The 16,029-nt window shown below is 46.0% G+C and carries 13 protein-coding genes; 1 reads left to right on the top strand and 12 read right to left on the bottom strand.

What is annotated here, in order from left to right; translation table 11 throughout:
* Window positions 1-194: 194 nt before the first annotated feature.
* The 9 genes from IJ23_RS02775 to IJ23_RS02735 all read right to left on the bottom strand — a co-directional run bounded on the left by IJ23_RS02775 (window position 195) and on the right by IJ23_RS02735 (window position 9,111).
* Entirely contained in the window at window positions 195-611 is a 417-nt protein-coding gene (locus tag IJ23_RS02775) for a membrane protein (RefSeq protein ID WP_005377532.1), read from the bottom strand.
* The gene (locus IJ23_RS02770; RefSeq protein WP_005377534.1) at window positions 595-1,647 is read right to left on the bottom strand and encodes a formate dehydrogenase subunit gamma; all 1,053 of its coding nucleotides are present in this window, start codon (window positions 1,645-1,647) and stop codon (window positions 595-597) included. Before IJ23_RS02770 ends, IJ23_RS02775 begins: the two co-directional genes overlap by 17 nt.
* A 14-nt stretch (window positions 1,648-1,661) precedes the next feature.
* Window positions 1,662-2,270 carry a formate dehydrogenase FDH3 subunit beta gene (fdh3B, locus tag IJ23_RS02765; RefSeq protein WP_005377536.1) on the bottom strand — a complete coding sequence of 203 codons (609 nt, stop codon included), beginning with the start codon at window positions 2,268-2,270 and terminating at the stop codon, window positions 1,662-1,664.
* An 11-nt stretch (window positions 2,271-2,281) separates the two neighbouring features.
* Window positions 2,282-5,137 carry a formate dehydrogenase subunit alpha gene (locus tag IJ23_RS02760; RefSeq protein ID WP_005377539.1) on the bottom strand — a complete coding sequence of 952 codons (2,856 nt, stop codon included), beginning with the start codon at window positions 5,135-5,137 and terminating at the stop codon, window positions 2,282-2,284.
* Between the two features lie 10 nt (window positions 5,138-5,147).
* Entirely contained in the window at window positions 5,148-5,348 is a 201-nt protein-coding gene (locus tag IJ23_RS02755) for a twin-arginine translocation signal domain-containing protein (RefSeq protein ID WP_005377542.1), read from the bottom strand.
* Between the two features lie 73 nt (window positions 5,349-5,421).
* Window positions 5,422-6,048, bottom strand: coding sequence for a TorD/DmsD family molecular chaperone (locus IJ23_RS02750; protein ID WP_033905274.1), 627 nt, complete (start codon window positions 6,046-6,048; stop codon window positions 5,422-5,424).
* Between the two features lie 9 nt (window positions 6,049-6,057).
* The gene (locus tag IJ23_RS02745; RefSeq protein ID WP_033905273.1) at window positions 6,058-7,719 is read right to left on the bottom strand and encodes a 4Fe-4S dicluster domain-containing protein; all 1,662 of its coding nucleotides are present in this window, start codon (window positions 7,717-7,719) and stop codon (window positions 6,058-6,060) included.
* A gap of 308 nt (window positions 7,720-8,027) precedes the next feature.
* Entirely contained in the window at window positions 8,028-8,657 is a 630-nt protein-coding gene (locus IJ23_RS02740; RefSeq protein ID WP_033905272.1) for a DUF3306 domain-containing protein, read from the bottom strand.
* Entirely contained in the window at window positions 8,647-9,111 is a 465-nt protein-coding gene (locus tag IJ23_RS02735; protein ID WP_033905271.1) for a DUF3305 domain-containing protein, read from the bottom strand. Before IJ23_RS02735 ends, IJ23_RS02740 begins: the two co-directional genes overlap by 11 nt.
* A 323-nt stretch (window positions 9,112-9,434) precedes the next feature.
* Between IJ23_RS02735 and IJ23_RS02730 the strand changes: the two genes are divergently transcribed.
* A complete protein-coding gene (locus IJ23_RS02730) occupies window positions 9,435-10,259 on the top strand; it encodes a formate dehydrogenase accessory sulfurtransferase FdhD (RefSeq protein WP_005377552.1) in 825 nt (274 codons plus the stop codon).
* A 240-nt stretch (window positions 10,260-10,499) separates the two neighbouring features.
* Here IJ23_RS02730 and IJ23_RS02720 read toward each other — a convergent pair whose 3' ends face one another.
* The 3 genes from IJ23_RS02720 to IJ23_RS02710 form a co-directional block, all read right to left on the bottom strand.
* Window positions 10,500-12,092 carry an ABC-F family ATPase gene (locus tag IJ23_RS02720; protein ID WP_025766654.1) on the bottom strand — a complete coding sequence of 531 codons (1,593 nt, stop codon included), beginning with the start codon at window positions 12,090-12,092 and terminating at the stop codon, window positions 10,500-10,502.
* A gap of 216 nt (window positions 12,093-12,308) precedes the next feature.
* Window positions 12,309-14,348, bottom strand: a complete 2,040-nt coding sequence (locus IJ23_RS02715) for a sensor histidine kinase (protein ID WP_033905270.1) — start codon at window positions 14,346-14,348, stop codon at window positions 12,309-12,311.
* A complete protein-coding gene (locus IJ23_RS02710) occupies window positions 14,338-15,789 on the bottom strand; it encodes a sigma-54-dependent transcriptional regulator (RefSeq protein ID WP_017820677.1) in 1,452 nt (483 codons plus the stop codon). Before IJ23_RS02710 ends, IJ23_RS02715 begins: the two co-directional genes overlap by 11 nt.
* Window positions 15,790-16,029 lie beyond the last annotated feature (240 nt).

The raw sequence follows: 16,029 nt of genomic DNA, 5'->3' as shown, positions 1-16,029 counted from the left end.
GAGTGAGACTAATGTCTCATCGTGACGCGATTTTTTTACATGTTTCTTACTTAACTATGATTTTCTGCCCAGTTACGTAAATTCACTCAATAAGTTGCATCAAGTATCACCACTGCGACTCAACGCTTCATATTTGAGACAAAACAGCAACAAAAAAACCGCCTATTACGGCGGTTTTGCTTAAAGAATACTGATTAAAGGTTTGGACCTGTCGATGGTCTGTGTGGTTGGTTATTGAGCAGTTGCTGCATCCCTTGAAACATTCGCATAAACCACACCAAGATGGCTAATGCAGCAAACACCATCCCTACCCAAGGAATAAAGTAAGCGATGGTTTCAAGCAAAGTACTATGCAACCAATAATCACTCACGCCAACGAGTACACCGTTAGAAGTCGCGACGGTGACGATCAACACAACAAAAAACGTCAGGTAGAGAAAGAAGGTGCGAATTAAACCGTAGTAATGAGAAATCACTACGTCGCTGTCTTCTCCCTTATCTAATCGGTAACCCGCATAGATAATTGCGATAACGCCTGAGATCAGAAACGTAAACGGGGTCAGACAGCTCAGGATGTACGCAACCCAAATCCCGTTATGAGGTTTGTTCATTCGCTTTCGCTCCTTTTACTTCCGTTTGTGCCGTATCTGTTTCACCCATCGCTTCTTTGGACTTCACTTCCTCATACCAAAGATCGTGATGCTCTTTCGCCCATGTTTCATCAACTTCACCTGTCACCATGCCTTCTAGCGCACCTTCCATACCGAATAGACCAATATAGATGTGGAAGATAAAGCCACAGATTAGAATCAGCGCCGAAATCGCATGAACTAAGTTAGAAAGCTCCATGTCACGGCGAGTTTGGCCAAAGATAGGAAAGTCCAGAACTAAGCCACTCACTGCCGCGATAGCACCAAAGAAGATTAACAACCAATAGATTGCCTTCTCACCACCGTTTGAGAAACCAGCTGACGGATGTGTGCCTTTGTGTTTACCAACCATGCCGCCCATTTTCATAAACCAACGAACATCTGTCATGTTTGGAATCGACTTGCGCCACCATTTAAAGAGCACGAGCATCAGTAAAATGAAGAACAATGGTCCCATGTAATTGTGGTACTGCTTCGCCAACATGACGATAAAGCCCCAGAACTCAGTAGGAACGTACGGTTTTAAGAAGTGCTTACCGTAAACCAGCATCAAACCACTGAATGCCAACGTTAAGAATGTAAACGCCATACTCCAGTGAAGCGCGCGGTCTAAACGAGACCAACGCTTCATCTTTTTGCCTGTACGAGGCTTACTTAGCATCAAAGGGCCAACAAATACGTAAGCCATGATAACCATCGCGATACTGCCGAAAATCGCGACAGCACCAGCAGGAGACATCCATTTCTCTTTTAGAATGTACCAAGTCTCACCGGGTTTACTGATCAATACGCCATGTTCTGGCGATTGAGACGTGGTGTAGCCTTCTTGCCCCTCTCTGACTTCGCGCCAATAGTCTGCCCCGGCGAGTTGCGTGATCTCCTGTTGAATAACTTTAGAAGATTGTTCCTCTGCTGAAGCAGGCATTGCAAAAGTCAGCAGCAATGCCGTCATCATTGACAGCATTGCTAGAGATGCACGTTTAAGCGTGTTTAACATGTGCCTCTCCTTACTTAGCTTTTCGTCGCATCGTAAGAAAGATCGTTTCCGTCTGTCCAACCTGCGTTTTTCGCGCCGCGTTCTACCACACGTTGACGGAAAATGTCAGAGACTTTCTCTGCGTCACCCGCAAGCAGCGCTTTGGTTGAACAAAGCGATGCACACATCGGTAACTTGCCTTCTGCGATACGGTTCGCACCGTATTTTTGGCGCTCTTCCTCAGAGCCAGGCTCTGTTTCTGGGCCGCCCGCGCAGAAAGTACATTTATCCATTTTGCCACGTTCGCCAAACGCTTCTTGTTTAGGGAACTGAGGTGCGCCAAACGGACAAGCAAACAAACAGTAACCACAACCGATACACAGATCTTTATTGTGAAGAACGATGCCGTCTTCGGTATGCTCGAAACAATCAGCTGGACAAACTGCCATACAAGGCGCATCGGTACAGTGCATACAAGCAACAGAGATAGAGTTTTCACCAGCTTCACCGTCGTTTAGTGTTACCACGCGGCGACGTTGAATGCCCCATTCAAGCGCATCGTCGTTTTCGTTCTTACATGCAGTAACACAGCCGTTACACTCGATACAGCGTTTGGTGTCACATAGAAATTTCATTCGTGCCATTGTCAGACTCCTTACGCTTTACGAATGTTACATAGGGTTACTTTGGTTTCCTGCATCAAGGTAACCGGGTCGTAACCGTAAGTGGTTGCCGTGTTAGCCGATTCGCCAACAACGTAAGGCTGTGTACCTTCTGGGTATTTAGGACGTAGGTCTTCACCTTCGAACTTACCGCCAAAGTGAAACGGAATGAACGCCAAACCAGGTTTCACACGACGTGTTACCATCGCTTTCACCTTGATTCGTCCTTTCTCTGCACCTTCAACCCAAACATCATCACCATCTCTAAAGCCAAGATCGTTCGCGTCTTTCGGGTTCACTTCAACAAACATTTCTTGTTGAAGCTCGGCAAGCCAAGGGTTTGAACGCGTCTCTTCACCACCACCTTCGTATTCAACCAGACGGCCAGAAGTCAGAACGATTGGGTACTCGCCCGATTTGTCTTGCTCTTGAATGGATTTATACAACGTAGGAACACGGAAGATTGCATCTTTGTCTTCCCAAGTTGGGTAGTCCGTTACAAGGTCACGACGTGGTGTGTAAAGTGGTTCACGATGCAGTGGCACACGGTCTGGGAACGTCCAAACAATCGCACGCGCTTTCGCGTTACCAAATGGAATACAACCGTGCTTGATCGCGACACGCTGAATACCGCCAGAAAGGTCAGTCTTCCAGTTTTTACCCTCTGCTGCCACTTTCTCTTCAGCAGTTAGGTCGTCCCACCAACCAAGTTGTTTCAACAACTTGTCAGTGAACTCTGGGTAACCGTCTTTGATTTCACAGCCTTTCGAATAACTGTCTTCTGCAAGAAGGCTCTTGCCTTCAAATTCCACACCAAAGCGCGTACGGAAGTTACCGCCACCTTCTGCAACCGTCTTAGACGTATCGTACAGAATGTGTGTACCTGGGTGTTTCATTTCTGGTGTGCCCCAGCATGGCCAAGGTAGACCATAGGTTTCACCGTTGACAGGGCCACCTTCCGCTTCCAATGTGGTTTTGTGGAACGTATGCCAGTTTTGTTGGTGCGCTTTCAAACGCTCTGGGCTTTGGCCTGTGTAACCAATCGTCCACATGCCTTTGTTGAATTCACGCGTCAGGTCTTCAATCACCGGCTGGTTGTTTTCAACACGGATGTTTTTGAACAGAAGATCTGAATAGCCCAGTTTCTTCGAAAGCAGGTACATGATTTCGTGGTCTGGTTTTGATTCAAACAAAGGTTCAATCACCTGATCACGCCATTGTAGAGAGCGGTTAGATGCGGTAACGCTGCCGTGTGTTTCAAACTGTGTTGTTGCAGGAAGCAGGTAAACGCCGTCGGTACGGTCGTTCATTACCGCAGCAACCGTTGGGTAAGGGTCCACAATCACCATCATGTCCAACTTCTGCATCGCTTTTTTCATCTCAACACCACGTGTTTGAGAGTTAACTGCGTGTCCCCAGTAGAACATTGCACGGATGTTTTCGCGTTGACGAATGTTGTCTTTGTTTTCCAGTACACCATCAACCCAACGAGATACAGGAATACCTGCACTGTGCATTGGTTTCTGACCGCTATAAGCGTTGTCATCGAAACGACCTTTGATCCATTCGTAATCGATTTCCCACACTTTTGACCAATGACGCCAAGCGCCTTCAGAAAGGCCGTAGTAGCCCGGTAGCGTGTCAGAAAGTACGCCAAGGTCGGTTGCGCCTTGTACGTTATCGTGACCACGGAAGATGTTTGCACCGCCGCCTGATTTACCAATGTTTCCAAGCGCTAGCTCAAGCACACAGTAAGCACGTGTGTTGTTGTTACCAGTAGTATGCTGAGTACCACCCATACACCAAACAATACAGCCCGGGCGATTTTCAGAAAGCAGTTTTGCTGTTTGGTAAACGTCTTCTTCGCTTACGCCTGTTACGCGCTCAACTTCTGCTGGCGTCCATTTCGCCACTTCAGCACGGATCTCATCCATACCGAATACACGTTGACGGATGAACTCTTTATCTTCCCATTGGTTTTCGAAGATGTGCCACAACACACCCCAAATGAATGCTACGTCAGAACCAGGACGAAGTGATACATAGTGATCCGATTTTGCTGCCGTACGTGTACGACGAGGATCCGCTACGACGATCTTACAGTTGTTCTTCTCTTTCGCGATCAGAATGTGCTGCATCGCTACTGGGTGTGCTTCAGCTGGATTTGAACCAATGAATAGCATCGACTTACAGTTGTGCATGTCATTGAAAGAGTTGGTCATCGCACCGTACCCCCAAGTGTTCGCTACACCCGCCACGGTTGTTGAGTGACAAATACGCGCTTGGTGGTCAACGTTGTTCGTACCCCAAAGTGATGCCATTTTGCGGAACAAGTACGCTTGTTCGTTGCTGTGCTTTGCGCTTCCCAAGAAGTAAACCGAATCAGGCCCAGACTCTTTGCGGATGTCCATCACCTTGTTACCGATTTCTTCGATCGCTTGATCCCAAGAAAGCTTTTTCCACTTACCGTTTTCAAGCTTCATTGGGTATTTAAGACGGCGCTCACCGTGGCCATGTTCACGCAGTGCTGCGCCTTTTGCACAGTGACCACCGGCGTTAAATGGGTGGTCGAATGCAGGCTCTTGACCCGTCCAAACACCATTTTGAACTTCTGCGTAAATACCACAACCCACTGAACAGTGAGAACAGATAGTACGTTTTACTTCTGTTTTCGCTTCTGGATCGACTGATTTTGCTTGCGCTTTTTTCATCATTCCCGGTGCGAATAGACTAGCACCAACCACTGCACCACCAGCGGCAAGCGAAGTGTTTTTCATGAATGCACGACGAGATACGCCAAGCTGGTTCGTTTCTTTGCTCACACTGTCGGAGCGTTTGACAAGTTTCATCCGTTATCTCCTAAAGTGTGTCGTAGTAATCGCGAATGTGTTGAGTTTCACGATACCCTTTCTTCTTCACGTCGTTTTCAGAAGGCTCAACCGTTTCTGAAGCAACGGCCACTTTCGTGGTTCCCGCAACAACAGCACCGGCAACGGCAGCGGTTGTGAAGCCTTTTAGGAGATCCCTACGGCTTGTGTTTATTTCTTTATTATCTTTCATCATTGCTTCCTTACCTTACGGTAGATCTTTGGAGACTCATGCCTCTCTATCGATATGACCAAGTACTGCTCGATTACTCGTAATCAGTGACGTTTTTCACATCAATTTTTAATTTGTTCTTACTGCTTTTGGTGTTCACGCTAAAGCGCACTTGCTCTAACGTTAAAAACGCATCGCAAAGCTGTGCAGCTGGCTTGTAGAAGTTCACGCTTTCTGCGCTCTCTAGTTGGCGCGTAAAAGATTGGAACCAAGGGGCGATGTGTTTGTTAAACACCGCTTGTTGAAGTTCTTCCTCTTCACCTGTCAGCATTGCCATCACTTCGCACAGTGCAGAAATATGGTCTTCAGGCTCTTTCACGTTCTCTTCTCGTTCGATGCCTAAAAGATCCAAATCGCGACGAATTTCCGCTAACGGTTTTTCCATCATCGAGCCAGTGCGATGCCAAGATCCGAATGGCACAACTTCACCACGTCCAATGCCAATAAACAGATCTTGATATTCTTCTTCTAACGCTTCTCGCTGCGCTTCGTTCGCGGCTTGTTGCAGTGCGAGCCAAGCTTTTTGCATCGCGCTCTCAGACGGTTCAATTTCTAGCGATTTCAGGAACGTCAGCATTTCATCACTAGGCGCACTACGAAAAAGTGCAGATAGAACGAGATAAATGTCTGTTCTCAGTGTTTGTTCTTGTTGTGTGTCCACTGCGAGCTCCTAGTATTTCAATTGTTTCATTGGGTCTTCTGCCATCGACTCAAACATGTCGATCACACGGCAGTCTTCACACATCGCGATACGATTGATCGCCGCTTCATCAGAGAAATGAGAGTGACCGCGTAACTTGTTTTGTAGCATGTCGATCATCGATTGCGGAGCAAAAGGCTTGTGACAACGAATGCACTCGGCTGCCTTTTCTTCATGAATCACAACCGCTTTCTGGCGTTCTTCTTTCACCCAGTTCATACGAGGAGTAAGCGTCAGCACTTTCTCTGGACACGCTTTCTCGCACAGCCCACATTGAATGCAGTCTTGCTCGACGAATTTAAGCGACGGAGATCGACCGTCCGTATGCAATGCACGTGTTGGACACACCGCCACACAGCTCATACACAACGTACAACCTTTACTTTCACAAGAGACTGTGCCGTAAGGTGCGTTCGCTGGAAGTTCAACAATGTTCTCAACTGGAATACGTGATGCGGACAACGCATCCAACGCCGTAAATAGACGCTGACGTTTGTTACCTTGCAAATCACCTAATGCCAAATCAAAAGACTCAGTACAAAGTGTCGGAGCACCTTCACGTAGTGACTCTAGATACAGAATGTCGATGGTTTCTTTGGCGATACCAAGCTGACCGAGCAGCTCTTGAGCAATACCTACTTCGCTATTAAGCACGCGAATAATGGTTTGAGGCATAAAACGTGAAGCCGCAAACAGCACCTGAGTAGCACCATTCACAAGCGCGGCGAACCAAGTATCAATACCAACCGAAGGCAGTTCTTCCACCACAATTGGAATCACATTATCTGGCAGTGCTTTTAGTGCCATCACGTTGTAGCTCTCGTGGCGAGAACTACAAATCAATACGATAGGATCTAAACCACCCGCTTGCTCATAGTTGGCGAGCGTACGTTCAATAAACTTTTGCGTATCTTCAGGGTTTGGCAGTGCGTAATGAATCGCTTCTGTCGGACACGCTGTAGCACAAGTACCCACGCCTTGACATAGGTATGGGTTGATCTCGATGCGATGGCCCGTTCTGTCGCTGCCTTCACTCGATAGTGCCCCTGCCGGACAAGCATCCACACACCGTTCGCAACCTTTTACGCCACGAGAGCTGTGTGCACATAAATCGGTATCTAAACGGAAGAATTTCGGTTTATCGAACGTCCCCATTAAGGTTGGAATCTCTTCCAACGCTTCAGCCAGTTTCGGATAGCCACGACCTACTGGGTAGTAGCCCGGTACTGGGACTTCTTCCGACATGCAGCTGCTAAGGCAAAGATCGAGTACGATATCGAAACAATCGCTATTGATCGAGACCTTGGCAAGATTGTTGGTCGAACCATGATTTTCAATCAGAACTTCAAACGTACCTAAGAACCCTGAAACCTGAACCGAATTGGCGTAATAAAGCTCGGGATTTGTGCCCTTTTCGCCATCGGTAGAAAGCAGCGTTAGGCTGTTCATTTGCGACAATTGCGCTGCCGCACTTTCGATGATTGCTGTTGGGCCCACAATCAAAGTATTACCGCCGCTTTCATAGCTTACGGTTGGTGGAATAAGATTGGTCAACTCTACGGTATTTTCGAAAGCGTACAGCCTCGCTTTACCGTTATTGGAAGTTGCTTGTTCTAATAATTGTTTCAGCATTGCTCAATTCCATTTATGAACATGGATAGTCTTTTCCATTTCTTAGTGTAGTTAGCGCCGGAGATTCTGCTGATTAACTTATCAATGAGCATTCTTACTCCGCCGTCTATAGGCGATGAATACTACGCAGTGCGTCCGTACTAACTTCAACCATATTGGTATTGAGCAACAAATAGCAAGTGTCATGCCAATAAAATATCAACTGAAAATCAATAGGTTATCAATTTTACTGACAAATAGTAGGGATAAAAAAACCGGTTGAGACATTTTGTCTCAGCCGGCTCATTGAGTGTTTAGTCAAAATGTACCTATTCTTTGTGTGGTATATTTTGTCTCACCTCGTTAGGCTGTGATTCTTCAGCAAAAGTATCACTTTCACTAGACACTGTATTTATATACAGCTCACTTTCATATTGAGTAATTTGGCCACTTTTGTCGGTGTTTGACTCTGCGTCTTCAACTACCTCAGATGCGATATCGTTAGCGTTAAGCTCAGACCCTTGCGCAGTTTCGGCGTCTGGTTCGTCTTCCACTTTGTCTTTAACCCAATCACGCAGCGTCTCAGCGACGTCTTGAGAAAGTGACTTTAAGTTACTGTAATCATCATCGTAATCGTCTAGGCCGTCACGCACGTTAAATTCTTCGGACAAGAACATTTTGCGCAGCGCAGCTTTCTTAACACTTTCTGAAGCTTCAGAAACCAGCAGTTGCGCCACAGACATTTCTTCGGTTTTTTCAGTCTCTACACTCGCGGTAATGTCTGGAGCCTGACTATCCTCATTGACGTTCAAAGCATCTGAGCTTTCGCCAGCGTTTGAAAGCGCTGTGACACTATCTTCGGATTGCGCCGTCTCTGCTATCGGCGTGATCTCTTCATCATGTTGGGAAGATTCTTCTAGTTTACGTTTCGACCAACGGCTTAAAAAACTAGTTGCCATTTGCTCTGCCTGCTCCTTTGCGTTTCTTGCGTCTTACTTCTAACAACTCACCGTGACGACCAATAAAGGCTTCCATCCAAGCCTGAACGGCTAACGGCATATCGTTAGATAGTACAAGGTTATCACCATCCATATATTGCGCCGCAACAGATTGTGAAGCCGTCAGTAACTGTATCGCTGGTTTTTCACCAGACTCGACGTTATCCATCACTAAAAAGAGTTTAGGTTTCTGAGAGCTTAAGTTAAAGCGGTAGTCTGTACGTTCATCTTTATGTAATTGCAACGGACAAACATCTGGAGTCTCTTCCGTCGGATTCAGCGCAAATCCTGTCAACTGCCATTGGGTTGTCACCCAAATCCCTGTACTGATCTCATGCTCAACAAGCTCTACGCCGATTGGCCATGTATCCTCAGTCTTTTCGTAATTTTTTTCGAAATCTTTCTTATCCGACATAACTCACCCAGTCTTTCTATTTTTGGCCTGAAAACACACAAGAGATTTTGCCCCCGTTTTCGACCATTTTTATTGTCTTCGAAGCAATAAACGCGCCAAGCTGATATAACTTAGTCTATATACTCCCTCAGGCTATAAGTACCAAACTAGACGAAACTCAAATGTATTGATGTGTCATTACTGCGAACTCGCAGTTTTAATGCATTGTTGACATAAAACCTCGCAATTTCTGTGGGAACCGCTATTTTGGAATGAGATTTGCTAGCCACTTAACAAGCTAAAATGCGTAGCAACCTAACGCTCTTAATCACTAGGACACGACTGTGCTGAAACCAAATATTATTAAAACCAGTGAAAATCCCCTGCAAACCATTGAAGTCGATGTGTACGACGAGTACGGCGAAAAGCTCACGAAGCAAATCGCTTGCGAGCGTCCTCTTACGGTCATGCTGAACTGGAAAGAAGTGGTCACGCTCATGACGCTAGGTTCGCGTCCAGAAGCACTAGTACTGGGTTATTTAAAAAACCAAAGCTTCCTGTCCGATCCAGCCGCGATTGAATCCGTTATTATTGACTGGGAAACGCATTCCGCAGCGGTGATTACTAAAGAAAACACTGAACACTTAGAAGGCGCCCTGAAAAAGAAAACCGTCACCTCAGGTTGTGGCCAAGGCACTATGTATGGCAACGTGATGAAGCAGCTTGAAAATTATCAAGTGCCTCAAGTTTCTCTTAAGCAGTCAGAAATTTATTCTGCGCTGGAAGCGTTAACTCATTACAACGACACCTACAAAAAAGCGGGCGCAGTACACGGCTGTGCGGTTTGCAAAGGTAATGAAGTGTTGTCATTTGTGGAAGATGTCGGCCGTCACAACGCAGTGGATACACTTGCAGGTGAGATGTGGCTCAAAGAAGAAACAGGTGAAGATAAAATTTTCTACACAACTGGTCGCCTTACATCAGAGATGGTGATTAAAGTGGCTCAAATGGGCATTCCTGTTCTGCTTTCTCGCTCTGGCGTTACTCAAATGGGGTTAGATCTAGCGAAGCAATTTGGTATTACGACCATTGCGCGTGCGAAAGGTTTGCGCTTCCAAGTGTTTACAGGAGCCGACAAGGTTGAATTTGATGTAAAAGGCAACCAATAACACCTTTTCAGTGTAAACTAAAACCAATAATGCGGATTCACAGAGGATGTGGACTATGAATAATGACCAATTGTGGAATTTTCTGCTTACGCCCAGCGGTATCATGCTTTCTATGATTATTACCTTTGGCGTAGTCGGAATCTATGCGTATATAACAGGTCAGTTTAAGGATTAAGGCCAAATATAAAAAAAGCCTCGCTAAATAGCGAGGCTTTTGCTTTTTAAACGCTTTGCGAGTAATTACGCGTCAACGCCACGAGATTTTAGGAACTCAGAGTAAGTGCCTTTAAAGTCTGTGATTTTACCATCGCGGATTTCGATAATACGCGTTGCTAGCGAGTCTACGAATACACGGTCGTGAGAGACGAAGAACAACGTGCCTTTGTATTGCTCAAGCGCCGTGTTCAAAGATTCAATTGATTCCATGTCCATGTGGTTGGTTGGTTCGTCCATTAGCAGCATGTTTGGCTTGTGCATCATTAACTTACCAAGCAGCATACGACCTTGCTCACCACCAGACAGTACTTTTACTGACTTCTTAATGTCATCTTGACCAAACAGCATACGACCAAGGAAACCACGAACGACTTGCTCGTCATCACCTTCTTGACGCCATTGACCCATCCAATCCGTTAGATTCATATCTTCTGCAAAGTCATGCGCGTGGTCTTGCGCGTAGTAACCGATGTTTGCATTTTCAGACCATTTGAACTCACCAGCACGCGGTTCAAGTACACCAGCAAGCGTGTTTAGAAGTGTTGTTTTACCCACACCATTTTCACCGATGATCGCAACGCGCTCTCCCACTTCAAAAATTGCATTGAAGTCTGAGAACAAGTCCTCTTCAAAACCTTGGCTCAGGTTTTCTACAATCAGAGCGTTACGGAACAGCTCTTTAGACTGTTCAAAACGAATGAATGGGTTTTGACGACTAGACGCTTTCACTTCGTCCAATTTGATCTTGTCGATTTGCTTCGCACGAGATGTCGCTTGTTTTGCTTTCGATGCGTTTGCAGAGAAACGCGCAACGAACGTTTGTAGCTCAGCGATTTGTGCTTTCTTCTTAGCGTTGTCGTTTAGTAGACGTTCGCGAGCTTGAGAAGCCGCCGTCATGTACTCGTCGTAGTTACCAGGGTAAACGCGTAGTTCACCGTAGTCCAAGTCAGCCATGTGTGTACATACTGAGTTTAGGAAGTGACGGTCGTGCGAAATGATGATCATTGTGCAGTTACGCGCGTTTAGCGTGTCTTCCAACCAACGAATTGTGTCCATGTCCAAGTTGTTGGTAGGTTCGTCAAGAAGCATCACATCTGGGTCTGCGAATAGAACCTGCGCTAGAAGCACACGAAGTTTCCAGCCTGGTGCTACTTCACTCATTAGACCGAAGTGTTGCTCCATTGGGATACCTACAGCAAGAAGAAGCTCGCCCGCTTTGGCTTCTGCCATGTAGCCGTCCATTTCAGCAAACTGAACTTCTAAGTCAGCCACTTTCATGCCGTCTTCTTCGCTCATTTCAGCAAGTGAGTAGATGCGGTCACGCTCTTTCTTCACTTCCCATAGCTCTTTATGACCCATGATAACGGTATCGATTACAGTAAATTCTTCGTAAGCGAACTGGTCCTGGTTCAGTTTTGCAACGCGCTCGTTTGGATCGTAGCTCACGTTACCGCTGGTTTGCTCAAGCTCGCCGCTGAGGATCTTCATAAAGGTTGATTTACCACAACCGTTAGCTCCAATTAAGCCGTAGCGATTGCCTTCGCCGAACTTAACTGAAATGTTTTCGAATAGCGGCTTAGCGCCGAATTGTTGAGTAATATTCGCTGTGGAGATCAAAACCTTTACCTTAGCAATTGGGGTGTATTTAGAAAAACCGGGCAACGGTACTTGTTCATGCTACATACTGCAAGTGTTGTTTTTATTAATTCACTCCAAGTGAAATCATTGTAAGGTTTCTAAGAAGCAAAAGCGTAAACATAAATGCGTCATCAAATACAAAAAAGAGCCACTATCGTCAGTGGCTCTTTTTCCATTAATGCTTCAAAAAAGTGACTAAGCGATGTTCGTCACCTCTAGGATCAGTTCGGCTTTTTTAGGTAAATAAATACTGAATTTACTGCCTTTTCCCCATTCAGACTCTGCTTTTAACTCACCACCCGTTTGGCTGAGAATACTTTGGGAGACCGATAGCCCTAACCCTGTGCCTTCTCGTTTCGTTGTGTAAAATGGCGAGAAGATTCGACTCAAGTTTTCTGGTTTAATACCGCAGCCCTCATCGATAACATGAATCGCGGCTCCTTTCACTTCTCCCTCGTCAATCCAGTCTTCACTGACTACTGTTAAAGTTCCTTTACCGCTCATTGCGTGAATGGCGTTCATTTGCAAATTAACTAAGATTTGTAGCAAGTGGTGACGGTTTATCTCAACGGACGTATGCGCTTGTAGGTCAGTCACAAACTCAACGTCGCGTTTCTTGGTGCCAGTTTTAACCAAGGTGATGCTTTCATCAATGATAGGATTGACATGTTGCCAAGTGATTTCATCTTGAACACCGCCTTGGCGACTGTATTGCAATAAACTGCGTGTGATATTGCGGATACGATCAATTTGCGCGTGAATCGCATCAATTTCTTCTTGTACTCGACTTGCATCGTCACCCAATTCAAAATGGATCAATTCTACGTTGCCAAGAATCACGGCGGTTGGGTTATTAATTTCGTGAGCAATCCCCGCGGTGAGTTCTCCCAATGCTGCCAGTTTTTCATGAACAACGAGTTTGTCGCGAGTTTGGTTAAGCAATTGAATATGCAGCTCAAGATCTTGGGTTTTTTCTCTCAGGCTTGCCGTACGCTCTTGAACTTTGCATTCAAGTTGAGCTGCGGAGTTTTTCAGTTCAATTTTGCGCTCTTCTAGCGCGTCTAACATATCATCAAACTGTCTGGCTAACTGCGCAAGTTCATGATCGGCATCTAATCCTAACGGGCCAATCCGTTTTTCTTTACCTTGTTGGACCTGCTTCACCACTTTGTGAATGCGTTCGATCGGTCGAAACAGATCATAAGAACCGCGATATACCATCACGCCAGAAACCAGCAATAACATAACCGTAATCAAGCTGATTTCGGCAATGTTGGTCATGTAGGCTTTAACGAATGGCCACATTAGGTAACCGGTATAAAGCATACCAATGACGTTGTCGTATTGGTCTTTGATCGGTTGATACGCCGTAATATACCAAGCGTCATACACATATGCTCGGTCAACCCACTGTTCACCCTTCGAAAGTACTTGGTTATACACTTCTGCGCTCACGCGAGTGCCTATGGCGCGCCCTAGTCTATGATCGCTGTCTAGAGGAACGTTGGTGCTCACACGCAAATCATCGAGAAATACCGTCAACGTACCCACAGGGCGAAGGCGGTCATTATCACTTAAGTAAATGAGATCGCGGATTTGATCCACCAGCACTGTGCTGTTGTTAAGGAGCAAACCACCATCAAGAAAGCCGATCAAATCGTTCGCTTGGCTGTATACCGGAATCACGGTTCGACTGACTAACCCACGCACTTCCCTGTCACCATCAGCAAGAATAGGCACTTCAGCTCGTTTGGCGAGTTCAGGATCGAGGCGTTCGAGTTCTTCTTTATTGAGTACATCAAAAAACGATTCGCGCTTGGTGAGATCCATAAAGCGGAATTTGTTTTCCATGGAATTAACGCGTTGGAAAGAGAGAAAATCTAAAGCATATCTTTTCTTCTGCTCTGTGACCCACTTTTGCAGGTCACCTTGTGGCGTTCCTTGATTAATGCGAATACGGAAATCGTACGAATCGGCAAACGCCCGCACGTAATTGGCTTGCTTTTGCTGTAACAACGTTACGCTGTTATTTGCAACACCAAGACGCTCCGAGACATCAAGCAGCGCATTTTGCCACGTGTAATGAATAGACCAATAAATGGTAATGCCGATCAGAGCTAACAATGTGAGGAAAATCGGCGCAGAGGTTAAGAATAACAAGCGATAACGCACCATGGTTTTAAAACGGTGCGTCCATTTTGACAATCCTTTGTACTGTGGGCCGTTAGTCGGCATATTCCTCATCCTCAGAATCCCATTCTTTGTATTTACGTTCTAAGGTCTTGCGAGCTACGCCCAAGTCACGAGCAGCAGCAGACTTATTGCCTTCATGCAAGTTAACGACTTGTTTAATATGTGCTTTCTCGACTTCTTTTAACGTCCAGCTGTTTGGATAGCCTTCGCCAGTAAATTCTTTGCCTTCTCTAAAGGTTGGTAACTCAGCAGAGTGAGAAACAGTAATCGATACATTAGGCAGTGAATGCCCGCCATTCAGCTCTCGCCAATAGTGTGCAGGTGGTTTGCCAAGCAAGATACAACGCTCAATCAAGTTTTTCAGCTCACGAATGTTTCCCGGCCAATCGTACTCACTCATGGCTTCCATGTCCTCGTGCGCCCATTTGGGCGCAGGCATACCGAGCTCGCGCGTCAGCATGTTGCTGAAAAATGGCACCAACTCAAATAAGTCGGTTTTGCGCTCTCGCAGCGGACACACTTCAATTTTCAGAACGTTTAAACGGTAATAGAGGTCACTGCGGAAATTACCTTGATTGACCTCTTCTTGCAGGTTTCGGTTGGTTGCCGCTACGATACGGACATCAATACTGATCTCTCTTTCTGAACCGACAGGGCGAATCGTACGCTGCTCTAACACACGTAATAATGATGCCTGCATTGCAAGTGGCATCTCCCCGATTTCGTCAAGAAATAAGGTGCCACCGTTAGCAACACGGAACAAACCTTCACGCGATTTTTTTGCACCGGTAAACGCGCCCGATGTATGACCAAACAACTCACTCTCTAAAAGCTCAGGTGCAATCGCGCCGCAGTTGATTGGCACAAACGGGCCCGTTCTCCCACTCGCCTGGTGGATACCTCGTGCAACTAGCTCTTTACCCGTACCCGACTCACCTTCCACCAAAACAGAAGCGCGTGATGGTGCAAATTGGTTAATAAGTTGCTTAAGCAGGCGCGTTTTTTCTGAGCCGCCGATGATCTCTGAGGTATTGTGACGTTGGTAATCGCGTGTCATGGCGTACTGCATGCGTTCGTTCAAACGGCGATCCATACAGCGACTGACCGCTTTTAACATCTGCTCAAGGTTGAATGGTTTGAGGATAAAGTCGGAAGCACCGAGCTGTAGCGCTCGAATGGCAATTTCTAAATCCGCATAACCCGTCATAAAAATCACATCGGCACGTTTGTCATCATCTTCAAACGCTTCTTCCCACTCAATTCCAGAACGCCCTGGCAGATTAATATCCAGTAAGATCAGATCATAATGTCGAGAATTACGCAGTTGTTCTGCTTCTTCGATGCTACCAGCTGTATCGACATGTGAAAAAAGCTTACCCAATGCCTTTTTCAAGATGGCTTGCATGCCTAATTCATCATCGACGACCAGTACGGAAAAGGCGCTATATTGTTGGTTTGTACTAAGATGGGATTGAGTAGACATATTTACCCCAGATGGATTTCGATGGGACAGAGTGTACCAAGTTTAAACAGAGATACCCTACAAAAAGTGCGACATTTTGTACCAACGCAAACTTTTATGCAAATAACCCCATGATTTAGTGCATAAACCAAGCACTTTAAGCTTGTAAAAGGTTGGCATCTTGTTTGCTATAAGGTGGATACGGAGCGCATTTAAGTGATCTCAGGATGTTGATGTTTGCTTATTCCAACACCCTGAGAC

This window comes from Vibrio sp. OY15 (genome assembly GCF_000742455.1).
GTDB lineage: Bacteria > Pseudomonadota > Gammaproteobacteria > Enterobacterales > Vibrionaceae > Vibrio > Vibrio alginolyticus.
The sequence above is the reverse complement of the archived record's forward strand: the minus strand, read 5'-3'. Positions and strand labels throughout refer to the sequence as shown.